The sequence below is a fragment of the Salinispora vitiensis genome, assembly GCF_000378825.1.
Taxonomy (GTDB): domain Bacteria; phylum Actinomycetota; class Actinomycetes; order Mycobacteriales; family Micromonosporaceae; genus Micromonospora; species Micromonospora vitiensis.
This window is the reverse complement of record NZ_KB900388.1, coordinates 1,955,277-1,976,005: the sequence shown is the minus strand read 5'-3', so window position 1 is coordinate 1,976,005 and position 20,729 is coordinate 1,955,277. Positions and strand designations below refer to the sequence as shown.

At 71.7% G+C, this 20,729-nt stretch carries 23 protein-coding genes; 16 read left to right on the top strand and 7 right to left on the bottom strand.

Annotation, left to right across the window (positions count from 1 at the left end):
- Window positions 1-27 precede the first annotated feature (27 nt).
- Window positions 28-855, top strand: coding sequence for a DUF2567 domain-containing protein (locus SALPAC2_RS0109115; protein WP_018216351.1), 828 nt, complete (start codon window positions 28-30; stop codon window positions 853-855).
- Here the strand turns inward: SALPAC2_RS0109115 and SALPAC2_RS0109110 are convergent.
- Window positions 770-1,468 (bottom strand): LON peptidase substrate-binding domain-containing protein, encoded by a 699-nt coding sequence (locus SALPAC2_RS0109110; RefSeq protein WP_018216350.1) that lies wholly within the window; start codon window positions 1,466-1,468, stop codon window positions 770-772. The two genes, SALPAC2_RS0109115 and SALPAC2_RS0109110, sit on opposite strands and share 86 nt — an antisense overlap.
- Before the next feature lie 107 nt (window positions 1,469-1,575).
- Here SALPAC2_RS0109110 and hisD point away from each other — a divergent pair, with 107 nt between their 5' ends.
- The 10 genes from hisD to hisF all read left to right on the top strand — a co-directional run bounded on the left by hisD (window position 1,576) and on the right by hisF (window position 9,001).
- The gene (hisD, locus tag SALPAC2_RS0109105; protein ID WP_018216349.1) at window positions 1,576-2,898 is read left to right on the top strand and encodes a histidinol dehydrogenase; all 1,323 of its coding nucleotides are present in this window, start codon (window positions 1,576-1,578) and stop codon (window positions 2,896-2,898) included.
- Window positions 2,895-3,971 (top strand): histidinol-phosphate transaminase, encoded by a 1,077-nt coding sequence (locus SALPAC2_RS0109100; RefSeq protein WP_018216348.1) that lies wholly within the window; start codon window positions 2,895-2,897, stop codon window positions 3,969-3,971. The genes hisD and SALPAC2_RS0109100 overlap by 4 nt, the downstream gene beginning before the upstream one ends.
- Window positions 3,968-4,579 (top strand): imidazoleglycerol-phosphate dehydratase HisB, encoded by a 612-nt coding sequence (gene hisB, locus SALPAC2_RS0109095; RefSeq protein WP_018216347.1) that lies wholly within the window; start codon window positions 3,968-3,970, stop codon window positions 4,577-4,579. The genes SALPAC2_RS0109100 and hisB overlap by 4 nt, the downstream gene beginning before the upstream one ends.
- A gap of 31 nt (window positions 4,580-4,610) precedes the next feature.
- Window positions 4,611-4,784: a hypothetical protein gene (locus SALPAC2_RS27515; protein ID WP_018216346.1), complete on the top strand. Its 174-nt coding sequence runs from the start codon at window positions 4,611-4,613 to the stop codon at window positions 4,782-4,784.
- On the top strand, window positions 4,781-5,446 hold the full coding sequence (gene hisH / locus SALPAC2_RS0109085; RefSeq protein ID WP_018216345.1) for an imidazole glycerol phosphate synthase subunit HisH: 666 nt from the start codon (window positions 4,781-4,783) through the stop codon (window positions 5,444-5,446). Before SALPAC2_RS27515 ends, hisH begins: the two co-directional genes overlap by 4 nt.
- Window positions 5,443-5,766: a hypothetical protein gene (locus SALPAC2_RS0109080; protein WP_026184561.1), complete on the top strand. Its 324-nt coding sequence runs from the start codon at window positions 5,443-5,445 to the stop codon at window positions 5,764-5,766. Before hisH ends, SALPAC2_RS0109080 begins: the two co-directional genes overlap by 4 nt.
- Window positions 5,767-5,782: 16 nt before the next feature.
- Window positions 5,783-6,508 carry a bifunctional 1-(5-phosphoribosyl)-5-((5-phosphoribosylamino)methylideneamino)imidazole-4-carboxamide isomerase/phosphoribosylanthranilate isomerase PriA gene (gene priA, locus SALPAC2_RS0109075; protein WP_018216343.1) on the top strand — a complete coding sequence of 242 codons (726 nt, stop codon included), beginning with the start codon at window positions 5,783-5,785 and terminating at the stop codon, window positions 6,506-6,508.
- A gap of 154 nt (window positions 6,509-6,662) precedes the next feature.
- Window positions 6,663-7,112, top strand: coding sequence for a MarR family winged helix-turn-helix transcriptional regulator (locus tag SALPAC2_RS0109070; protein WP_018216342.1), 450 nt, complete (start codon window positions 6,663-6,665; stop codon window positions 7,110-7,112).
- Window positions 7,113-7,117: 5 nt separating this feature from the next.
- The gene (locus SALPAC2_RS0109065; RefSeq protein WP_018216341.1) at window positions 7,118-8,122 is read left to right on the top strand and encodes an NADP-dependent oxidoreductase; all 1,005 of its coding nucleotides are present in this window, start codon (window positions 7,118-7,120) and stop codon (window positions 8,120-8,122) included.
- 111 nt (window positions 8,123-8,233) lie between these two features.
- Window positions 8,234-9,001 carry an imidazole glycerol phosphate synthase subunit HisF gene (gene hisF, locus SALPAC2_RS0109060; RefSeq protein ID WP_018216340.1) on the top strand — a complete coding sequence of 256 codons (768 nt, stop codon included), beginning with the start codon at window positions 8,234-8,236 and terminating at the stop codon, window positions 8,999-9,001.
- Between the two features lie 149 nt (window positions 9,002-9,150).
- Here the strand turns inward: hisF and SALPAC2_RS0109055 are convergent, their stop codons facing one another.
- Entirely contained in the window at window positions 9,151-9,612 is a 462-nt protein-coding gene (locus SALPAC2_RS0109055; RefSeq protein ID WP_018216339.1) for a hypothetical protein, read from the bottom strand.
- 143 nt (window positions 9,613-9,755) lie between these two features.
- Window positions 9,756-10,397 carry a membrane protein YczE gene (gene yczE / locus SALPAC2_RS0109050; protein ID WP_018216338.1) on the bottom strand — a complete coding sequence of 214 codons (642 nt, stop codon included), beginning with the start codon at window positions 10,395-10,397 and terminating at the stop codon, window positions 9,756-9,758.
- 60 nt (window positions 10,398-10,457) lie between these two features.
- Between yczE and yczR the strand changes: the two genes are divergently transcribed.
- The gene (yczR, locus tag SALPAC2_RS0109045; protein ID WP_018216337.1) at window positions 10,458-11,915 is read left to right on the top strand and encodes a MocR-like transcription factor YczR; all 1,458 of its coding nucleotides are present in this window, start codon (window positions 10,458-10,460) and stop codon (window positions 11,913-11,915) included.
- A gap of 88 nt (window positions 11,916-12,003) precedes the next feature.
- Here yczR and SALPAC2_RS0109040 read toward each other — a convergent pair whose 3' ends face one another.
- Entirely contained in the window at window positions 12,004-12,633 is a 630-nt protein-coding gene (locus SALPAC2_RS0109040; protein ID WP_018216336.1) for a TIGR03085 family metal-binding protein, read from the bottom strand.
- A 129-nt stretch (window positions 12,634-12,762) separates the two neighbouring features.
- Here SALPAC2_RS0109040 and SALPAC2_RS0109035 point away from each other — a divergent pair, with 129 nt between their 5' ends.
- Both SALPAC2_RS0109035 and SALPAC2_RS0109030 read left to right on the top strand, forming a co-directional pair.
- Window positions 12,763-14,640 (top strand): ABC transporter ATP-binding protein, encoded by a 1,878-nt coding sequence (locus tag SALPAC2_RS0109035; protein ID WP_050563092.1) that lies wholly within the window; start codon window positions 12,763-12,765, stop codon window positions 14,638-14,640.
- A gap of 43 nt (window positions 14,641-14,683) precedes the next feature.
- Window positions 14,684-16,450, top strand: a complete 1,767-nt coding sequence (locus SALPAC2_RS0109030; protein ID WP_018216334.1) for an ABC transporter ATP-binding protein — start codon at window positions 14,684-14,686, stop codon at window positions 16,448-16,450.
- Between the two features lie 22 nt (window positions 16,451-16,472).
- Here the strand turns inward: SALPAC2_RS0109030 and SALPAC2_RS0109025 are convergent, their stop codons facing one another.
- From SALPAC2_RS0109025 to SALPAC2_RS0109015, 3 genes are read right to left on the bottom strand one after another with little or no spacing between them, the layout of a single operon-like run.
- Entirely contained in the window at window positions 16,473-17,069 is a 597-nt protein-coding gene (locus SALPAC2_RS0109025; RefSeq protein ID WP_018216333.1) for a TetR/AcrR family transcriptional regulator, read from the bottom strand.
- Between the two features lie 52 nt (window positions 17,070-17,121).
- Complete coding sequence (locus SALPAC2_RS0109020) at window positions 17,122-17,877, bottom strand: ABC transporter permease (RefSeq protein ID WP_018216332.1); 756 nt, start codon at window positions 17,875-17,877, stop codon at window positions 17,122-17,124.
- Window positions 17,874-18,611, bottom strand: a complete 738-nt coding sequence (locus SALPAC2_RS0109015; protein ID WP_018216331.1) for an ABC transporter ATP-binding protein — start codon at window positions 18,609-18,611, stop codon at window positions 17,874-17,876. The genes SALPAC2_RS0109020 and SALPAC2_RS0109015 overlap by 4 nt, the downstream gene beginning before the upstream one ends.
- Window positions 18,612-18,730: 119 nt before the next feature.
- On the opposite strand from SALPAC2_RS0109015, the gene hisI reads away from it, so the two are divergent.
- Window positions 18,731-19,171, top strand: coding sequence for a phosphoribosyl-AMP cyclohydrolase (hisI, locus tag SALPAC2_RS0109010; protein ID WP_018216330.1), 441 nt, complete (start codon window positions 18,731-18,733; stop codon window positions 19,169-19,171).
- Entirely contained in the window at window positions 19,168-20,721 is a 1,554-nt protein-coding gene (locus SALPAC2_RS0109005; RefSeq protein WP_018216329.1) for an anthranilate synthase component I, read from the top strand. Before hisI ends, SALPAC2_RS0109005 begins: the two co-directional genes overlap by 4 nt.
- The last annotated feature ends 8 nt before the right edge of the window (window positions 20,722-20,729 follow it).

Below are 20,729 nucleotides of genomic sequence, written 5' to 3'. Positions count from 1 at the left end.
CGCCGCCACTCCTGAGAGGATCACCGGGTGAGCGCGGACACCCCCGACCCCGACCGGCCCAATTCCGGGGCCGTGCCGCCGTACGTCGAGTCGCCGGGCGACGGCCGCACGTCGCCGTACCCAGATCGTGCTTCGGCCGTCGGGCCGGTACCGCCCGCCTCGTTGACCTGGTACGAGGCGCCGCCCGTTGCCGAGGCGCCGCGGACCCGGCTTCGGCCGCAGCTCGGGTGGGCGGTGGTGGGAGCGTTCGGGGTGATGATCCTCGGGGTCCCGCTGGGGTTACTCTGGGCCACGCTGGCCCCCGACACCCCGGTGCTGCAGACCGAGTCGGGCGCTGTCTACGGCGAGTCGCAGCCGGAACAGCCGATCGCTGCCGACGGTTGGTTCAGCCTGCTCGGTCTCGGCTTCGGCGTCTTGGTCGCGGTCGGCCTCTGGTTCCTGCTGCGCCGTTACCGGGGCCCGATCGGACTGGCTGCCGCCGTGCTTGGGTCGCTGGGCGCGGCGCTGGTCGCCTGGCAGGTCGGCCAGCAGGTGGGGCTGGCCACCTTCGAGCACCTGTTGGCGACCGCGCCGGAGGGGCAGACCTTCGGCCAACCCGCGCAACTGCGGGCCGGGGGCGTGGGGTGGTGGGGTCCACTGCCGGTGCCGTACGGCAACGTGCTGTTGCCCGCGTTTGGCGCGGCGGTCGGTTACACCCTGCTGGCGGGCTGGTCCCGTTGGCCGTCGTTGCGTCCGGAGCCGACACCGGAGTGGTCGACCGGGCCGGGCGTCAGTTGGGCGTCGGCGGAGACGCCAGCTCCTTCAGCGGCACCGGAACCGCCCGGACCCGGCGCAGCAGAGCCGCCTCGCGGCTGAGCAGTCGCAGCTCGGCGCGGAGCCGGTCAGCGGTGTCGTCGATGGCGAGTAACCGCTGTCGGTCGGCGAGGGTCAGCGCGGCCGTCGCGGCGACCAGGTGCGACAGGACCGTCGGATCCTCGGGGAGCTGCTCCGAGGCATCCTCCGGGTCGGCGCGGATCAGGCCCAGGTACTGCCGGAAGACCGCGGTCACCCGGGCGGACAGCTCCCCGGCCTGGTCCGGGGGGTCCGGGTCGGGCAACCACTCGACCTCGGCGGTCAGGTAGGGCGCGCTGGCCCGGTTGATGCTGTCAATCCGAAACCGCTGCCGACCCACGGTGACGATGTCGTAGCCGCCGTCCGGGAGCTCGGTCACCTGGCGCAGCTCGGCGGTGCAGCCCACCTCGTGCAGCGTGACGTCGCCCTCGGGCAACGGGCGGCCGTCCGGCGCGGTGGGGGCGACCTCCCAACCGGTACGGATCGCCACTACGCCGAACTCGCGTGGGGGCTGCTCCGGCAGGGTGAGTAGGTGGCGCACCAGCGCCCGGTATCGGTCTTCGAAGATGTGTAGCGGCAGCACCAGGCCGGGGAAGAGAACGGTCCCGAGCGGGAACACCGGCAGCCGCGCAGTCACGGGTCGAGGGTAGCCCGATCCGGCTCCGGGAGGTGTGTCTCGGCTCATTGTCTCGTCGTGTGGGCGGTGCCGGTAAGCCTGGACCCGAGCCGCCTAGACTCGCAGGGGTGTTGCACCGGATCGACCTACGTGGCGGGGTTCGTGACCCGCGCCGCCTGCTGCCCCGTGCCCGGCTCGATGTCTCCGCGGCGGTCGAGCAGATCCGTCCGCTCGTGGCGGCGGTGCGGGAGCATGGCTACTCGGCGATCCGGGCGGCGAGCGAGCGGTTCGACGGGGTCTCGCCGGAGGTGCTGCGGGTCCCGGCGGAGGCGATAGCCGAGGCCGAGGGCACGCTCGATCCGCAGGTCCGCGCCGCGTTGTTGGAGTCGATCAACCGGGCCCGCCGGGTGCACGCCGCGCAGCGTCGCAGCGACCACACCACGCAGGTCGTACCGGGTGGCACGGTTACCGAGCGCTGGGTGCCGGTCGACCGGGTCGGGCTCTATGTGCCCGGTGGTTTGGCGATGTACCCGTCAACAGTGGTCATGAACGTGGTGCCCGCGCAGGAGGCCGGGGTGCGTTCGCTGGTCGTGGCCAGTCCACCGCAGAAAGACAACGGCGGGTTGCCCGACCCGCGGGTACTCGCCGCCTGCGCCCTGCTCGGGGTGACCGAGGTGTACGCCGTCGGCGGCGCGCAGGCGGTGGCGATGCTCGCGTACGGCAGTGCGGTTGACCCGGATGGCACCGCCTTCTGTCCGCCGGTTGATCTGATCACCGGCCCCGGCAACATCTGGGTCACCGCCGCCAAGCGGTTGCTGCGGGGCGTGGTCGGCATCGACGCCGAGGCCGGCCCCACCGAGATCGCGATTTTGGCCGACCACACCGCCGATCCGGTGCACGTGGCCGCCGATTTGATCAGCCAGGCCGAGCACGACCCGCTCGCGGCGAGTGTGCTGGTCACCCCGTCGGTGGAGCTGGCCGACGCGGTGGACCGGGAGTTGGCCCGGCAGGTACCGGCGACCCGGCACACCGAGCGGGTGAGCACCGCGCTCACCGGAGAGCAGAGCGGCGTCGTCCTCGTTGTGGACCTGGTGACGGGGCTGCGGGTGGTGGACGCCTATGCGGCCGAGCATCTGGAGATCCAGACCGAGAATGCCCGCGAGTGGGCGCTGCGGGTGCGTAACGCCGGAGCGATCTTCGTCGGGGCCTGGTCGCCGGTGTCGCTCGGCGACTACTGCGCCGGCTCCAACCACGTGCTGCCCACCGGGGGCTGTGCCCGGCACTCGTCGGGCCTGTCGGTGCAGTCCTTTCTGCGCGGTATCCACCTGGTGGAATACACGCGGGACGCGCTGCGGGACGTGACGCCGCACGTGGTCACCCTGGCGACGGCGGAAGACCTGCCGGCGCACGGCCAGGCGGTCACCGCCCGGCTGCCGGAGGGAGCGTCGTGACCGGCCGGGACGACCTGCCGATCCGGGCGGACCTGCGCGGGCTGACCCCGTACGGGGCGCCGCAGCTGGATGCGCCGGTTCGGTTGAACACGAACGAGAACTCGTACCCGGTGCCGGATGCGGTGGCCGAGACGATCGGCCGGGCGATCGCCGCTGAGCTGCGGGACCTCAACCGGTACCCGGACCGGGACGCGGTGGCGCTCCGTGGCGACTTGGCGGCGTACCTGGGCGCCGGGTTCAACCTGGATCACATCTGGGCGGCCAACGGCTCCAACGAGGTCCACCAGCAGCTGCTCCAGGTCTTCGGCGGGCCGGGACGGACCGCGCTCGGTTTCCTGCCGGCATATTCGATGCATCCGCTGCTGGCGCTCGGCACCGGCACCCGGTGGGCGCCGGCCCGGCGCGGCGTCGACTTCGGGCTGACCGTCGCCGAGGCGGTGGCGCAGGTCCGTGAGTACCGCCCGGACGTGGTCTTTCTCTGCTCACCGAACAATCCCACCGGCACCGTCCTGGACTTGGCCGTGGTCACCGCGGTGCTGGCCGAAGCGCCGGGGATGGTGGTGGTCGACGAGGCGTACGCGGAGTTCGCCCGGGCCGGCACGGTCAGCGCCCTGTCGCTGTTGGGTGACCATCCGCGGCTGGTGGTGACCCGTACCATGAGTAAGGCGTTCGGTTTCGCCGGCGGCCGGCTGGGCTACCTGGCCGCCGACCCGGCGGTGGTGGAGGCCGTGCAACTCGTCCGGTTGCCTTACCACCTGTCGGCGCTGACCCAGGCGGCGGCGCGGGCCGTCCTGGCGCATCGCGACGAGTTGCTGAGTACCGTCTCGGCGATCAGGGTGCAGCGGGACCGGATCGTGATGGAGCTGCGGGCCCGCGGTCACCGGGTCGCCGACAGCGACGCCAACTTTGTGTTGTTCGAGGTCGGCGGGGACCAGCGGGCCGCATGGCAGGTCCTGCTCGACGCCGGGGTACTGGTTCGCGATGTCGGCCTGCCCGGCTGGTTACGGGTCACCGCCGGCACCCCCGCCGAGACCGATGCCTTCCTGATCGCTGTGGAGAAGCTTTCGTCATGAGTCGCACCGCCCGGGTCGAGCGGGTCACCCAGGAAACCAAGGTCCTCGTCGAGATCGACCTCGACGGTAGCGGCAAGGCCGACATCGAGACCGGCGTTGGCTTCTATGACCACATGCTGCACCAGGTCGCCCGGCACGGCGGGTTTGATCTCACCGTGCACACCGTCGGCGACCTCCACATCGACGCGCACCACACGATGGAGGACACCGCGTTGGCGTTGGGCGTCGCGGTTGATCGCGCGCTGGGGGACCGGGCCGGCATCCGGCGGTACGGCTCGGCGACCGTCCCGATGGACGAGGTGTTGGTGCGGGCCGCCGTTGACCTTTCGGGTCGGCCGTACGTCGTGCACGACGAGCCGGCGCTCGCCCCGTACATCGGGCCGGTCTACCCGACCAGCATGACCCGACACATCTGGGAGTCGTTCGGTCAGTCGGCCCGGGTCACGCTGCATGTCGACGTGCTGCGGGCGGCCCGGCCGGGCGGACATCCGGACGCCCACCACGTGGTGGAGGCCCAGTTCAAGGCGGTGTCCCGGGCGTTGCGCGAGGCGACGGCCGTGGACCCGCGGACTGCCGGCGTGGTACCCAGCACGAAGGGGAGACTGTGAGGACCGTGGTCGTGAGTGGAGGGTGGCGCTGATGGGTGGGGTGCTACCGACTCTGTTGCTGATTCTGGCCGGGGTACTGGTCGGCGGGGTGGTCTCGTTGCACCGGCAGGGGGCGCCGCGTGGTGCGGTGCTGACCACCGCGGCGCTGGCCATGTTGGCGGCGGTCGCCGGGGGCCTGTGGTTGCTGCCGGGGGAGGGCGCGTGAGCAGGGTCGTGGTGTTGGACCACGGGTCGGGGAATCTTCGCTCCGCGGAGCGTGCCCTCGCGGCGGCCGGCGCGGAGGTGACGGTGACCGACGATCTGGCCGCCGCTGCCGAGGCGGACGGCCTGGTGGTCCCCGGGGTCGGGGCTTTCGCCGCGTGCATGGCGGGAATAGCGGCGTTGGGCGCCGGTCCGGTGATTGTCGAGCGGGTCGCCACCGGCCGTCCGGTGCTCGGCATCTGCGTCGGGATGCAGGTGCTCTTCGAGCGCGGTGCCGAGCACGGTGTGGTGACCGATGGTCTTGGGTTGCTGCCCGGGCAGGTGGGGCAACTCCCCGCCGCGCGGCTGCCGCACATGGGCTGGAACACGGTCGCTCCGCCGGCCGATTCGGTGCTCTTCGCCGGCCTGGCCGAGAGCCGGTTCTATTTTGTGCACTCATACGCGGCGGCCGGGGTGGCCGCGTTGGCCGCTGCCGGTGTCACCGTGACTACCGCCCACCACGGGGCGGAGTTCGTGGCGGCCGTGGAACGGGGTCCACTCAGCGCCGTCCAGTTCCATCCGGAGAAGTCCGCCGATGCTGGTGCCGCGCTGCTGCGCAACTGGTTGAGCACGCTTTCGTCGAGCGTCCAGCCGGCGACCGGCCCTGCTGCTGGGGGGCGTCGGTGAGTAAGGAGCGGGCGCGGCGTCGGGCTGCTCGGGAGGCGGAGGCAGCGCAGCGGCGGGCGGTGCGGGAGCGGCGGCTCGCCCGGCAAGCCCGGCGGCGGGCGCTGCTTCGTCGGCTGACTCCGACGGTACGCCGGGGGCGGATCGGCCGGCTGCCCCGGCGAACCCGGGGTGAACGCGCCGCGATCGTGCTGTCGACGGTGGCCGTGATCCTGATGATCTGGACCCTAGTAGATGATATTGCGTTGCGGTTCGGGCTGGTCGTGCTCCTGCTGCTCGTACTGCCGGCGATCGTGGTGATCGCCCTGGACCGTCGTTCCTGATCCGAGGAGATGTGCTGTGAGCCTCACCCTGTTGCCCGCCGTTGATGTCGCTGACGGGCAAGCGGTCCGGTTGGTGCAGGGCGCCGCCGGTAGCGAGACCAGCTACGGTGATCCCTTCGACGCCGCGTTGGCCTGGCAGCGGGACGGGGCGGAGTGGATTCACCTGGTTGACCTGGATGCGGCCTTCGGTCGGGGCTCAAACGCGGAGCTGCTCGCCGAGGTGGTGCGTCGCCTGGACGTGCGGGTGGAGCTCTCCGGTGGAGTCCGGGACGACGCGTCGTTGCGGGCCGCGCTGGCCACCGGGGCCGCTCGGATCAATATCGGTACCGCCGCGCTGGAGGATCCCGAGTGGTGCGATCGGATCTGCGGCGAGTACGGCGACCGGGTGGCGATCGGCCTCGACGTGCGCGGGCAGACCCTCTCGGCCCGGGGCTGGACCCGGGACGGCGGCGACCTGTGGGAGGTGCTGGCGCGGCTGGACCGGGCCGGCGCGTCCCGGTACGTGGTTACCGACATCACCAAGGACGGCACGATGCGCGGGCCGAACCTGGAGCTGCTTCGGGAGGTCTGCGCCCGCACCAGCGCTCCGGTGATCGCGTCCGGTGGCGTCTCGACCCTGGCCGACCTGCGTGCGCTGGCCGCCCTGGAGCCGGTCGGGGTGGAGGGGGTCATCGCCGGTAAGGCGCTGTATGCGGGTGCCTTCACGGTGGCCGAGGCGTTGCGGACCTTGGCCGACGCCTGATCTCATCCCGGCGCCCCTGCCGCGCAGCGGCCCGCCGGCTTCGTTGGCCCGGCGGCTTGGTGTGTCGACCCTCGAACCGGTGGTTGCGGAGCCAGCAGGGTGCGTAGCCCGCAGTTTAGTTGTGCACAACTAAACTGCGGGCTACGCTTTTGCGGTGACCGATGATCTGGTGCTGCGGCGGCAGGTGTGCTTCGCGCTCTACACCGCCTCACGGGCCATGGTCGATGTCTACCGGCCCATCCTCGCCGAGTTCGGGCTGACCTATCCGCAGTATCTCGTGCTGCTGGTGCTCTGGGAGGGCGAGCAGGAGCAGCCGCCGACGGTCTCCGGCCTCGGCGCCCGGCTGCAGCTGGACTCCGGAACGCTCTCCCCACTGCTCAAGCGGCTGGAGGCGGCGGGCCTGGTAATCCGGCGGCGGTCGCCGGCCGATGAACGACGGGTGGCGGTGGAGCTGACCCCGGCGGGGCGGGCCCTGCGTGGGCGGTTGGCCGACGTTCCCCGCCAGCTGGCCCAGGCGACCGGGCTCAGCGCGGACGATCTCGTCGTCCTGCGCGACACCCTCACCCGGATCACCAGCGCGATCCACCAACACAAGGAGCAGTAGCGACCATGAGTAAGACCGCCAACCGTGAGATTCAGCTGGCCTCGCGGCCGCAGGGGTGGCCGACCGAGGAGAACTTCCGGTTGGTCTCCACCGAGATCCCCACCCCGGGCCCGGGCCAGCTCGTGGTGCGGAATACCTTTATCTCCGTCGACCCGTACATGCGGGGGCGGATGAATGATGTCGCCTCCTACGTACCGCCGTTCGCGCTGGACGCGCCGCTCGAGGGTGGGGCGGTCGGCGAGGTGGTGGCGAGCGAGGCCGACGGCTTCGCCCCCGGCGACACGGTGTTCCACTCGCTCGGCTGGCGGGAGTACGCGCTGCTGGACGCAGCGACCGTCCGGAAGGTCGACCCGGCCCTCGCCCCGGTCAGCACCTACCTCGGGGTGCTGGGAATGACCGGGCTCACCGCGTACGCCGGACTCCTCGAGGTCGCCGCGATGCAGCCGGGGGAGACCGTCTTCGTCTCCGGTGCGGCCGGTGCGGTGGGGAGCATGGTTGGCCAGATCGCCAAACTTCGCGGCGCCGGCCGGGTGGTCGGCAGCGCCGGCTCGCCGGCCAAGGTCGAGCGGCTGCGGGCGCTCGGCTTCGACGCCGCCTTCGACTACCACGACGGCCCGGTACTGGAGTCGCTGCGCACCGCCGCGCCGGATGGGATCGACGTCTACTTCGACAACGTGGGTGGCGAGCACCTGGAGGCGGCGATCGGTGCGATGCGGCCGAACGGCCGGGCCGCGATCTGCGGGATGATCGCGCAGTACAACGCGGCCGAGCCGCCGGCAGCCCCGCGAAACCTGACGATGATCATCAGCAAGCGGCTCACCCTGCGCGGTTTCATCGTCTCCGACTACGGGCAGTTGGGCAAGCAGTTCGCCGAGGAGGTCGGCGGTTGGCTGCGCGACGGCAAGCTCAGCTACGACGAGACGATCATTGACGGCATCGAGAACGCCCCGGCCGCCTTCCTGGGCATGCTCCGCGGTGAGAACCTCGGCAAGATGCTGGTCCGGGTGTGAGCCGGCGTCCCGCCGCGGCTCGGCGGTAGGGCAGACCTTCGGCAATGCGATCCGCCGGTGGCCGGCCGCACACGACGACCACCGGCGGATTGGGTTGGCTAGGCTGGCGACATGTCCCTGGCCGTACGCGTGATTCCCTGCCTTGACGTGGACGCCGGGCGGGTGGTCAAGGGCGTCAACTTCCGCGACCTGCGGGACGCGGGTGACCCGGTGGAGCGGGCCGCGGCGTACCACCGGGCCGGCGCGGACGAGCTGACGTTTCTGGATGTCACCGCCTCGGTGAGCGACCGCGGCACGATGCTGGATGTGGTCCGCCGTACCGCGGAGTCAGTCTTTGTGCCGCTCACCGTCGGTGGTGGGGTGCGGCAGGTCAGCGACGTTGACGCGCTGCTGCGCGCGGGCGCGGACAAGGTCGGCGTGAACACCGCCGCGATCGCCCGCCCCGAGCTGATCGCTGAGGTCGCGGAGCGGTTCGGCCGGCAGGTGCTGGTGCTCTCCCTCGACGTGCGGCGCGCCTCCGCCGACGCCACCACCAGCGGGTTCGAGGTGACCACGCACGGCGGCCGGCGTGGCACCGGCATCGATGCCATCGACTGGGCGCGGCGCGGCGCCGAGCTGGGCGCGGGTGAGATCCTGCTCAACTCGATGGATGCCGACGGCACCAAGACCGGGTTTGACCTGGAGCTGATTCGCGCGGTGCGGGCGGTGGTCAACGTGCCGGTGGTCGCCAGCGGGGGCGCGGGGGAGGCGGGTCACTTCCCGCCGGCGATCGACGCCGGGGCCGACGCAGTGCTCGCCGCGAGTGTGTTCCACTTCGGCCAACTCACCGTAGGTGAAGTCAAGGACGCGCTGCGCGAGGGCGGTCACCCGGTCTGCTGACCCGCCTCGCCGGCAGGTGCGCGGGCTGCGCGGCCACCGAATCGGGCTGGGTGCTGGCGCCGGTCAGCGGGCGGGCCACGGTCGGTCAGCGGGCGGGCCACGGTCGGTCAGTGGGCGGGCTGCGTTGGTCAGTGGGCGGGCGGTGCCGGTCAGTCCCGGCGGGCGTGGTCCTTGGGAGATTCTCGCCGCGTCGGCATGGAACGTACCGCGTACTCCTGGACCGCCGCCGCGTGCTCGGCTTCGTCCAGCTGCCAGTCCGCGTCACCCGGGGTGTGCCGGCGGCTCAACACGCCCTGCACCGTGTCGACCGTGGTGGCCAGGCCGGCGTGGGGACGGGTGCGCCAGAGCTGTTCCCCCGCCGGTGTGATCCGGAACCAGCCGTCGGTGACACTGACCAGGCCGGTGCCGACCAACCGGCGGACCGCCACCTCGACCTCCTGCCGGTCGGGGATCGCGCGGTTGAGGTGGTCGGCGGTGGAGAGAACATCGGTGAGCCGGACCCCTAACGGCCGCCGGCTGGATGCTGCGCGACGGTGCCGGCCGGCACCGTGTGCGATCACCAACGAAACGAAGATCCAAGCGTCCGTCCACTGCCATTGCTTCTCCCCCATGGCCAGATTGTGCCGACCCCGCGCTGGAAAGGAAACACCTCCTCCCATTGGGCTACAACGGGTCCTCCTTTGCGTCGCTAGCGGTGAGCCGGACAGCCGCTGGGGGTCGGGCGGGACGGGAACGGTGCGCGGGAGCACACGGCTCAACCGGGAGCCGGGACTGGGGCGGGGTTGGGCGGAGGAGGGACCGTCACGCGGGGCAGCACGAACTGGGTCAGCGGGCCGATGGTCAGGGCATACGCCACCGTGCCGGGGCCGACCGCGCCGCCGAGCAGCCAGCCCAGCCCCAGTACGGCGACCTCGATGGTGGTGCGGACCAGCCGGATCGAGAATCGTGGCCGGCGGGCGACGAAGCCGGTCATCAGGCCGTCGCGGGGGCCGGGTCCGAGCCGGGTGCCGAGATAGAGTCCGCTCGCCGTGCCGTTGGCGACGATCCCGCCGACGAGTAGGGCGGTTCGGGTGGCGAGTGGCAGGTCCGCCGGTAGTAGGGCGAGGGTGGCGTCCACCACGAGCCCGACCACCACCACATTGCTGACCGTGCCGAGGCCCGGCCGCTGCCGTAGCGGGATCCACAGCAGCAGCACCAGCGCCCCGACCGCGATGGTCACCGTGCCGAAGGAGAGCCCGGTGTGCCCGGCGATCCCTTGGTGGAAGACGTCCCAGGGGTCCAGGCCGAGGCCGGAGCGGATCAACAGGGCCATGCTCACGCCATAGAGGCCGAGCCCAGCGTAGAGCTGGGTCAGCCGTCGCGCGGGCCGGTAGCTGAGATTGCCAATCTGTTGCACGGATGCCAATCTAGTAACCAGTCAGGCAACCAGTAGAGCCAATTTTGGTGGAGTGGCCCCATGGCGAGTCAGATCCGCGGAAACCAATTAACCCGGCTGCTCGGCCAGTGGCATGCGCTCCCCGGTCGCCGGCGCAGCCCCGACTACGCGGCACTGGCCGCCGCCGTCCGGGGGCTGCTTGCCGACGGGCGGCTTCCGCTGGGCTCCCGCCTGCCGGCCGAGCGCGAGTTGGCCGAGGCCCTCCAGATCAGCCGCACCACGGTCACCGCGGCGTATCGGGAACTCCGGGACAGCGGCCACCTCGCCAGCCGGCGAGGTGCCGGCAGCTGGACCATGCTCCCCGGTAACCATCGGATGGCGGGGAGCGGCCTCTGGACCCCGCTCGACGACCGCGAAATGCTCGATCTTGGCGTTGCGGCCCTGGCCGCCCCGCCTGAGCTGCTGCCCGCCGCCCAAGCCGCCGCCGCGGACCTGCCCCGCTATCTGGGTGGGGCGGGCTACCACCCGACCGGTATCAGCGAACTGCGGGAGGCCATCGCCCGCACGTACGACGAACGGGGCCTACCCACCTCACCCGAGCAGGTCATGGTCACCAACGGCACGCAGCACGCCCTGGACCTGGTGCTTCGTCTCACCCACGGTCCGGGCGGCAGCGTCCTGGTGGAGGCGCCCAGCTACCCGAACGCCCTGGCCGCGCTGCACGCCCGCCGGGCCCGCATCAACACCCACGGACTCGCCCCGGATTCCCCCGGCTGGGACGCTGAGCTCCTGCTCGGCGCTCTCCGGCAGGGGCGACCCAAGCTGGCCTACCTGATCCCCGACTTCCAGAACCCGACCGGCCACCTGATGTCGGCCCAGCTGCGGGAGCGCGTGGTCGCCACCGCTCACGCCGTCGGTTCCGAACTGGTGATCGATGAGTCCTTCGTGGACTTATCTCTGGCCGGTGGGGTGATGCCTCCGCCCACGGCCAGCTTCGACCGACACTCCCGGGTGCTCACCGTCGGGGGGATGAGCAAGGCGTACTGGGGCGGGCTGCGGATCGGCTGGATCCGTGCCTCCGCGCCACAGGTGCAGCGGCTCGCCGCCGTGCGAGTCGGGGTGGACATGGCGAGTCCGGTACTGGACCAGTTGGTCGCCGTCCACCTACTGGCGCAGCGGCCGGCGATCGTGGCGGCCCGGCGAGCCCAGCTCACCGCCCAGCGGGACGTCCTGCTCGGTGCCCTCGCCGAGCGCCTGCCCGAGTGGCGGGTGACCGTACCGCACGGCGGAGTCACCCTCTGGGCGGAGCTCGACGGTCCGGTGTCCAGCGCACTCGCCCGCGCCGCCGAGCAGGCGGGCGTACGCCTCGCCCCCGGCCCCCGGTTCGGCCTGGACGGGACGCTGGAGCGCTTCCTGCGGTTGCCGTTCACCCTGCCCGGCGCGGAGTTGGTGGAGGCGGTTAACCGGATCGCCGCCGTCCGCTACGACCTGGACCGCGGCGGCCGGCCGCAGTGGTCGGAGCCGGCGGTCATCGCCTGAACCCGCGCAGCGCCCGCGCGAACGCGTCCCGGCCTCGGTGCGGTCAGGTACGGCTGGTTGGTGGAATTCTCGGCCCGCGCGGAGGCGGTCAGAGCCCCAACCGGGCGTCGCGCAGCCGGTCAGCCGGGCCCGCCGGGCCGTCGAGCTGCACCCGCGCCGCCCGTTGCCGTCCGCTCAGGAAGAGCACCAGCTCACCGGGGGCACCCACCAGCCGGAGCTGCTCGCCACCCCGACCGGCGGCTCGTTGCCCGTACCCCGGAGCCTGGACCCGCACCTCGGCTGGAAAGCGGCGCAGCGTCAGCCGGGCCAGCCCCGCTGCCCGCTTCCACAGCGCCTGTTGCAGCCCCGCCGGCAGGTCGCGGGGCTGCCAGTCGGCTTGTGCCCGGCGAACGTCCTCATGGTGGATGAAGAATTCCATCGTGTTGACCGCCTCGTCGAGCAGCGGATTGCTGATCGGGCTCCACACCGGCGGCCGGCGTACCTGGTCAACCAGGCTCTCCCAAGGGCGGGCGGCGAGCTTCTGGCGGACCTGTTCGGCGTACCTGCGCAGCGGCGGCAACAGGATGCCGCCGGCCGCGTCTGGGCGGCGTTCCCGCAGCACCAGGTGGGCGGCGAGATCCCGGGTGGTCCAACCCGCGTTGAGCGTCGGTGCGTCCGGTCCCAGCGTCTGCATTAGGTCGGCGAGCGTCTTCCGCTCCGATCGGGCGTACTGCGGCATCCCTTGATGGTAGGCCCATCACCTCCGGATGCCTCGGTCGCGCTGCATGAGAATGGCCTCCGAGTCGTCGGACCTGCTTCCGGCAGGTAAGGATGGGGGAGATAGCGGCGACTTACGGCGGGGGAGAACGTGGCGAGCGGGACGAGTCGGGACGTGCTCTGGCAAGGGCTGGTCGTCCTCGGCCGGGCGATTCGGGAGCAACCCAGGATCTTCGCGGTCGCGGCGAGCTCCAGTGTGCTCTTCGGGCTGCTGGTCGTCACCAGCGCATTCGTGGTGGGCGCGGTGGTCGGCGACGTGGTCGTACCGGCGATCGCCGAGGGCTCGGTGCCCACCGCTGCGCTCGGCCTGGCCGCCGCCGCGCTGTTCGGGCTCAGCGTGCTGCGGGTGGTCGCCATCCTCGGCCGCCGGCTCGGGGCCGGCTACATGCAGTTTCGGCTCCAGGCCGCCTACCGCCGTCGGGTCACCCGCCGCTATCTCGACCTACCGCTCTCCTGGCACCAGCGCAACGCCACCGGCACGCTGCTGTCCAACGCGAACTCCGACGTCGAGGCCGCCTGGCACCCGGTGGCCCCGCTGCCCTTCGCCGTGGGCACCCTGGTGATGCTGGTCGGTGCGGTGATCTCGCTCTTCGTCACCGACTGGGCGCTCGCCCTGGTCGGATTGGGGGTTTTCCCGGCGCTCTTCGCGCTCAATGTCGTCTACTCCCGCCGGATGGCCCCCCGGCAGGCCCGGGCCCAGCGGCTGCGGGCCGAGGTCAGCGCCATCGCCCACGAGAGCTTCGACGGCGCGTTGGTGGTCAAGACGATGGGCCGGGAGGCGCAGGAGACCGAGCGGTTCGCCGCGCGGGCCCGCGACCTGCGGGACGCGCTGGTGTCCGTGGGGCGGCTGCGCGGCGTCTTCGATCCCATGCTGGAGACCCTGCCCGGCCTCGGGACGCTCGCCGTGCTGGTGGTCGGCACCCTCCGGTTGCGGCAGGGCGCGATCAGCGTCGCCGAGCTGGTCAGCGTCGCCTTCCTCTTCACCGTGCTGGCGTTCCCGGTCCGGGCGATCGGCTGGGTCCTGGCCGAGCTGCCGCGCAGCGTCGCCGGCTGGGAACGGGTCCGGCGGGTACTCGACGCCACCGGCCGGATGCCGTACGGCCCGATGAGGTTCGACTCCGCCGACGCCGGCCCGGCAACGCTCACCTTCCGCGACGTCCACTTCGCGTACGAGCCGGCCGAGGCGCACCTGCCCGGCGCCGAGGTGCTGGGTGAGGTCGGCTTCACCGTGCCGGCGGGGCGGACGGTCGCCCTGGTCGGGCCGACCGGCGCGGGGAAGTCCACCATCACCTCGCTCGCTGTTCGGTTGGTCGACCCGCGGGCGGGCGCCGTCGAGATCGACGGGATGGACGTACGCGACCTCACCGCGGAGTCGCTGTCCCGTACCGTCGCGCTCGTCGCGCAGGTGCCCTTCGTCTTTGACGACACGGTGCGGGCGAACATCACCCTGGACCGGCCCGGGCTCGGTGATGACCACGTCTGGGCGGCGTTGCGGTTGGCGGGGGCGGATGGCTTCGTCGCCGCTCTCCCGGAGGGCCTGGATACCCGGGTCGGCGAACGGGGCACATCGCTGTCCGGGGGCCAGCGACAGCGGCTTACCCTGGCCCGAGCCCTCGTCGGCCGGCCGCGTCTGTTGGTGCTGGATGACGCCACCAGCGCGGTCGATCCCCGGGTGGAGGCGGCGATCCTGGCCGGGCTGCGCGCCGCGGAGCCGGGGAGCGCGGCGACGTCGATCCTCGTGGTCGCCTACCGGCGCGCCACCATCGCCCTCGCCGACGAGGTGGTCTACCTGGAGCACGGGCGGGTGGTGGCCCGGGGCACGCACACCGACCTGCTCGCCACCGTGCCCGGCTACGCCGACCTGGTCACCGCCTATGAGCAGGCCGATGAGGAGCAGGCCAAGCAGCAGGGGTACGACGAGGTTCCGCCGCCGCTGACAACCGGCCTCGAACTGGAGGTGGACCGGTGAAGTCGGTCGCGAAGGGAAGGGTGGACCGGTGAGTAGTAGCACCATGGCGCCGGAGGCGGCGGCTGAGTCGACTTGGCGGACGCTGCGGCGCGGCTTGGCGCTCTCCCCGGAGCTGCGGGTCGGGTTGGCGGGCACGCTCGGCCTGGCGCTGGTCTACATGGTCGGTCGGGCGGCCGTGCCGGTGGCGGTGCAGCAGGGCATCGACAACGGTATTGCCGGTGGTCTCCGCCTGGATGTGGTCTGGACGGTGGTGACCGTCACCACGGCGGTGCTCGTGGTGACCACGACCTGTGGCTATCTCATGATGCGGCGGTTGTTCACGGTCAGCGAGACCGCCCTGTCCAACGTGCGGGTTCGGGCCTTCCGACACGTCCACGACCTGTCGATGCTGCACCAGCAGTCCGAGCGGCGTGGTTCGTTGGTGTCCCGGGTGACTAGCGACGTCGATCAGATCACCCAGTTCCTCCAGTGGGGCGGCGTGATCCTGCTGATCAACCTCGGTCAGCTGGTGGTCACCACCGGGGTCATGCTCGCGTACTCCTGGCAGCTGACCCTGGTGGTGTACGCGGCGTTCGGCCCGGCGGTGTTCGCGATCCGGCTGATCCAGCGGCGGCTCGCCGGCGCGTACGGGGTAGTGCGGCAGCGCACCGGCGCGCTGCTCGGCGCGATCGCCGAGAGCGTGGTGGGTGCGTCGGTGATCCGGTCGTACGGTATTTCCGGGCGTACCGCGCGCCGGCTGGACGAGGCGATCGACAACCAGCGGCGGGCCCAGCAGCGGGCAATCCGGATCAGCATCCTGGGTAGCTCGGTCGGGGAGATCGCGGCCGGGTTGGCGTTGGCCGGCGTGGTGGTGCTGGGAGTGCTCCTCGGCGCTGACCGTACGTTGAGTGTCGGTGAGGTGACCGCCTTCCTGTTCCTGGTGACCCTCTTCGTGCAGCCGGTGCAGATCGCCACCGAGGTACTCAACGAGGCGCAGAACGCCATCGCCGGCTGGCGACGGGTCCTCGATGTGTTGGATGTCGAGCCGGATGTCGCGGACCCTGGCGAGTCGGGGCGGGAGCTTCCACCGGGTCCGCTGGATATCCGCTTCGTCGGGGTGGACTTCGCCTATCCGGGCGGTGCGCCGGTGCTGCACGACATCTCGGTGGAGATTCCGGCGAAGAGCCGGGTGGCGGTGGTCGGCGAGACCGGCAGCGGGAAGACGACGTTCGCGAAGCTGCTCACCCGGCTGATGGATCCGACCGAGGGGGACGTGCTGCTCTCCGGGATGCCGTTGCGGCAGGTGCGGTTCGGCTCGCTGCGTTCGCGGGTGGTGATGGTCCCGCAGGACGGGTTCCTCTTCGACGCCACGGTCGCCGAGAACATCCGTTTCGCCCGGCCGGACCTCACCGCGGAGCAGCTCACGGCCACCTTCGGGGAGTTGGGGCTGGCGGACTGGCTGGACAGTCTCCCGGCGGGCCTGGACACCCCGGTGGGGGAGCGCGGTGAGGCGTTGAGTGTGGGCGAGCGGCAGCTGGTCGCGCTCGCCCGCGCGTACGTCGCCGACCCGGATCTGTTGGTGCTCGACGAGGCCACCAGCGCGGTGGATCCGGCGACCGAGGTGCGTCTGCAGCGCACCCTGGACGCGGTGACCCGGGGCCGGACCACGCTCGCCATCGCGCACCGGCTCTCCACGGCACAGGCCGCCGACGAGGTGATCGTGGTGGATCACGGGCGGATCGTGCAGCGGGGTGCGCACGAGGAGCTGGTCCGCGACGTCGAGTCGGTCTACGGGCAGCTCTACGCCTCCTGGCTGGAGCAGACCCGGTGACTGCGGCGGGGCGAGTCGACCCTCAGCCCTCCAGCGGCGCGGTGAGATAGCGCTGCATGGTGGGGCCGACGGAGCTGATGAGCGTTTTGGGGGCAGCGCTGGCGATCGGCTCGAGCCGGAGCACGTGGCGCGCCATCGCCAGGCCGAAGAGTTGGCTGGCCACCAGCGAGCCGCGTAGTGGTGCCTGCGCCGGGTCCACGTCGAGGTGGTCGAGGACCGGGCGCAGTACCTGCGTGGTGAGGAATTCGCGCAGCAGCCGAGCGGTCCACTCGTTGCTGACCGCCGAGCGCAGCAGCGCCACCGCGGGGGTACCGGCGGGGGAGTCCCAGATGCCGAGGAAGGCGCGGACCAGCCGTTCCCCGATCTGGTCCGGGTCCCCGGCGAGTACGGTCGGCACCACCTCGGCCGGGTCGGCGGGGGCGTTCATCGCGGCGAGGAAGAGCTTGTCCTTACTGCCGAAGTAGTGGTGCACCAGCGCCGGGTCCACGCCGGCGGTGGCGGCGATGGCACGGATGGAGGCATGGTCGAAGCCCCGTTCGGCGAAGGTGGTTCGGGCCGCCGCCAGGATCGTCGCCCGGGTGTCCGGGTTGCCGGGTCGCCGTCCGATCCGTCGTGCCATCGTCGCCCTTCGTTCGTCGCCGTCGCCGGGTAGCCGCTGCGTCGTCGCCGGGTCAGCCGCTGCGTCGTCGCAGGGTGGCGGCGGCGAGTACCAGTGCCAGCACCGCGGCGCCGCCCACGATCGCAAGGTCGCGCCACATCGTTGCGGTCGGTTCGGCGTGCGAGCCGACTTCCTGCAACGCCTCGACCGAGTACGACAGGGGCAGGACGTCGCTGACCGCCTGGAGCCAGCCGGCCATCTCGGTGCGGGGGACGAAGAGCCCGCAGAGCAGTAGCTGTGGGGCGACCACGACCGGCATGAACTGTACGGCCTGGAACTCGGTTCGGGCGAAGGCGCTGCAGAGGAGCCCGAGCGCGACGGCGAGCACGGCGTTGACCGCCGCGATCAGGATGACCAGCCCGCTGCTACCGGCGGTGTCGAGGTCGAATAGCCAGTAGGCCACCGCGGCGGCGACCGCCGCCTGCACCACGGCGGCCAGGCCGAACGCGATGCCGTACCCGAAGAGCAGGTCGAGTTTGCCCAATGGGGTGGTGAGTAGTCGTTCCAGCGTGCCGCTGGTGCGTTCGCGCAGCATGGCGATGCTGGTCACCAGGAACATGATGATGAAGGGGAAGAACCCCAGCAGCACCAGCGCGATCCGATCGAACGGCGCCGGCTGGCCCGGCGGTGTCGGCTGGTCGACGTACATGTAATAGACCACGGTGAGAAGCGCCGCGGGTACGACTACGAGCAGCGCGACCGTGCGCCGGTCGTGACGCAGTTGGCGCAGGATGCGACCGGTGGTGGCGGCGAGGATCCGGGGATTCACGATGCCTCCTGCCCGGCCGTGCCGGCCTCGCCTGCCTGGATCATTCGTAGGAACGCCTCCTCCAGGTCGTGCACGCCGGTCGCCGCGCGTACCGCCGCAGGTGTGTCGTTCGCGATCAGCCGCCCTTCGCGGATTAGCAGGAGTCGGTCGCAGCGGGCGGCCTCGTCCATCACGTGGCTGGAGATGAGCAGGGTGGTGCCGGCTGCGGCCAGCGCGTGGAATCGGGCCCAGAGCTCCGCTCGTAGCACCGGATCCTGACCGACGGTCGGCTCGTCCAGTACGAGTAGCTCGGGGTCGCCGACCAGCGTGCAGGCCAGGGCGGCGCGGCTGCGCTGGCCGCCGGAGAGGGTGGCGACCAGCTGGCCGGCGGCTGCCCGCAGCCCGACGTCGGCCACGGCCTGGTCGGCCTGGGCGGCGCCGCGCCCCTGTAGGGCGGCGAAGTAGCGGGCGTTTTCCCGGACGGTCAGGTCCGCGTAGACGCTGGGCGTCTGGGTCAGGTAGCCGACTCGGCGGCGTAGCTGTGCGGCGCCGGCCGGGTGGCCCAGGACGGTGACCGCGCCAGCGGTGATGACCTGCACCCCGACCAGTGCCCGCAGGAGCGTGGTCTTTCCGCTGCCGCTCGGCCCGAGCAGGCCGGTCACCGTCCCGCACGGCACGGTGGCGTTGATTCCGGACAGCACCCGTCGCCCGCCTCGGTCGACAACCAGGTCACGAAGGGCGATGGCGTCCCGCATCGCGCACCTCCGGTTAGAAGCTCGACTGGTTAAACTCAACGGTAGTTGAATTATGCGGGGTGAGCAAGGCGCACGGGTGCCGTACCACCCGCCGGTCGGGTACCGGAGAATGGGTGACTATGCCCGTACCTGACGCGCCGTCGCCCGGCGCCCTGCCCGGCTCGGACCCCAGTGGTGGTCCGGCCCGGCCGTCCCACCTGGACCCGGCCATCGCCGCGCGCCTGCGCCGTACGTCGGACGGGCTCCTCGCCGCGGTGGTCCGCCAGTACGGCTCCGCTGAGGTGCTGATGCTCGCCTGGATGGACGACGAGGCACTACATCAGACGCTGACCACCGGCCGGGCCACCTACTGGTCCCGTAGCCGCGGCGAGTACTGGGTCAAGGGCGCTACCTCCGGACATCACCAGTACGTCCGCGCCGTCGCCCTCGACTGTGACGGAGACGCCCTGCTGGTCGATGTCGATCAGGTCGGCCCCGCGTGTCACACGGGTCAGCGGAGCTGCTTCCACAACGACCTGCCGGTCACCGGCGGGTCCGGCGAAGGGCGGGCCCGGTCATGACCGACGGCACCGTCCGTCCGGACGAGACGAGCTTCGCCGAGCAGGCCGCCGGGAGGCGGGTCGTGCCGGTCACCCGGCGGCTGCTCGCCGACGCGGAGACGCCGGTCGGCGTCTACCGCAAGCTGGCCGGCGGTCCGGGCACCTTCCTCCTCGAATCCGCCGAGCAGGGTGTCGGTTCAACCGGCATGACCTGGTCCCGGTACTCCTTCATCGGGGTCCGCAGCGCGGCCACCCTGACCGAACGCGACGGCGTCGCCGTGTGGATGGGGCAGCCGCCGGCAGGGCTACCCACGGGCGGCGACCCGGTCGCGGTGCTTCGGGACACCGTCGCCGCCCTCGCCGGGTCCCCTCCCGATGGCACCGTCGGGCTGCCGCCGCTGACCGGCGGCATGGTCGGCTACCTCGGGTACGACCTGGTCCGGCAATTCGAGCGGCTGCCCGAGCGCACCGAAGACGACCTCGGCCTGCCCGCGCTGGGCATGATGCTCGCCACTGATCTGGTGGTGCTCGACCACTACGACGGCTCGGCGCTCCTGGTGGCCAACGCCGTCCTGCCACCGACTGAGGCACCGGATCGGGCGGCGGCGGTAACCGCCGCGTACCACCACGCGGTCGGGCGGCTGGACGCGATGACCGCCGCGCTGTCCCGGCCGATCCCGCCGATGGCCTCCACCGTTGGCGCAGCGCCCGTCGGGGACGTTAGCTGCCGTACGCCCAAGGGCAGTTACCAGAAGGCGGTGGTGGCGGCCAAGGAGGCGATTAGCGCCGGCGAGTGCTTCCAGATCGTGCTGTCGCAGCGCTTCGAACGGGAGACCGACGCCGACCCGCTCGACGTGTACCGGGTGCTGCGGACCACCAACCCCAGCCCGTACATGTACCTGCTGCGCTTTGATGGCTTCGACATCGTCGGTTCGTCTCCCGAGGCGCACCTGAAGGTGGCCGCCGAGTTGGACGGAGAGCGGCGCGCCCTGCTGCATCCGATCGCCGGCACCCGGCCGCGTGGTAGCTCGCCAGAGGCCGACGCCCAGCTCGCCGCCGAACTCCTCGCTGACCCCAAGGAGCGCTCGGAGCACGTGATGCTGGTGGATCTGGGTCGCAACGACCTGGGACGGGTCTGCCGGCCCGGCACGGTCGAGGTGCCCGAGTTCGCCACGATCGAGCGGTACAGCCACGTGATGCACATTGTCTCCACTGTGGTTGGTGTACTCGCCGAGGACCGCACCGCCTTCGACGCGCTCGTCGCGACCTTCCCGGCGGGCACCCTCTCCGGTGCCCCCAAGGTGCGGGCGATGGAGTTGATCGAGGAGTTGGAGCCGGTACGGCGTGGGCTCTACGGCGGCACCGTCGGCTACCTCGGCTTCGGCGGTGACCTCGACATGGCGATCGCGATCCGGACCGCGCTGATCCACGGTGGGCGCGCCCACGTGCAGGCCGGTGCGGGCGTGGTGGCGGATTCGGACCCGGCCGCCGAGGAGCAGGAGACGCGGAACAAGGCGGCCGCCGTGCTGGCCGCCATCGCCGCGGCCGAGACCCTGCGTGCGGCCCGGTGAGTGCCGGG

Excerpts from the sequence above, each read along its gene's own strand:
- SALPAC2_RS27515 (WP_018216346.1), top strand. The coding sequence starts at position 4,611 with ATGGGTGGGGTGCTACCGACTCTGTTGCTGATTCTGGCCGGGGTACTG.
- yczR (WP_018216337.1), top strand. The coding sequence starts at position 10,458 with ATGGCGAGTCAGATCCGCGGAAACCAATTAACCCGGCTGCTCGGCCAG.
- hisF (WP_018216340.1), top strand. The coding sequence starts at position 8,234 with ATGTCCCTGGCCGTACGCGTGATTCCCTGCCTTGACGTGGACGCCGGG.
- SALPAC2_RS0109065 (WP_018216341.1), top strand. The coding sequence starts at position 7,118 with ATGAGTAAGACCGCCAACCGTGAGATTCAGCTGGCCTCGCGGCCGCAG.
- hisB (WP_018216347.1), top strand. The coding sequence starts at position 3,968 with ATGAGTCGCACCGCCCGGGTCGAGCGGGTCACCCAGGAAACCAAGGTC.
- SALPAC2_RS0109030 (WP_018216334.1), top strand. The coding sequence starts at position 14,684 with ATGGCGCCGGAGGCGGCGGCTGAGTCGACTTGGCGGACGCTGCGGCGC.
- SALPAC2_RS0109025 (WP_018216333.1), bottom strand. The coding sequence starts at position 17,069 with ATGGCACGACGGATCGGACGGCGACCCGGCAACCCGGACACCCGGGCG.
- SALPAC2_RS0109015 (WP_018216331.1), bottom strand. The coding sequence starts at position 18,611 with ATGCGGGACGCCATCGCCCTTCGTGACCTGGTTGTCGACCGAGGCGGG.
- hisI (WP_018216330.1), top strand. The coding sequence starts at position 18,731 with ATGCCCGTACCTGACGCGCCGTCGCCCGGCGCCCTGCCCGGCTCGGAC.
- SALPAC2_RS0109005 (WP_018216329.1), top strand. The coding sequence starts at position 19,168 with ATGACCGACGGCACCGTCCGTCCGGACGAGACGAGCTTCGCCGAGCAG.
- SALPAC2_RS0109055 (WP_018216339.1), bottom strand. The coding sequence starts at position 9,612 with ATGGGGGAGAAGCAATGGCAGTGGACGGACGCTTGGATCTTCGTTTCG.
- SALPAC2_RS0109040 (WP_018216336.1), bottom strand. The coding sequence starts at position 12,633 with ATGCCGCAGTACGCCCGATCGGAGCGGAAGACGCTCGCCGACCTAATG.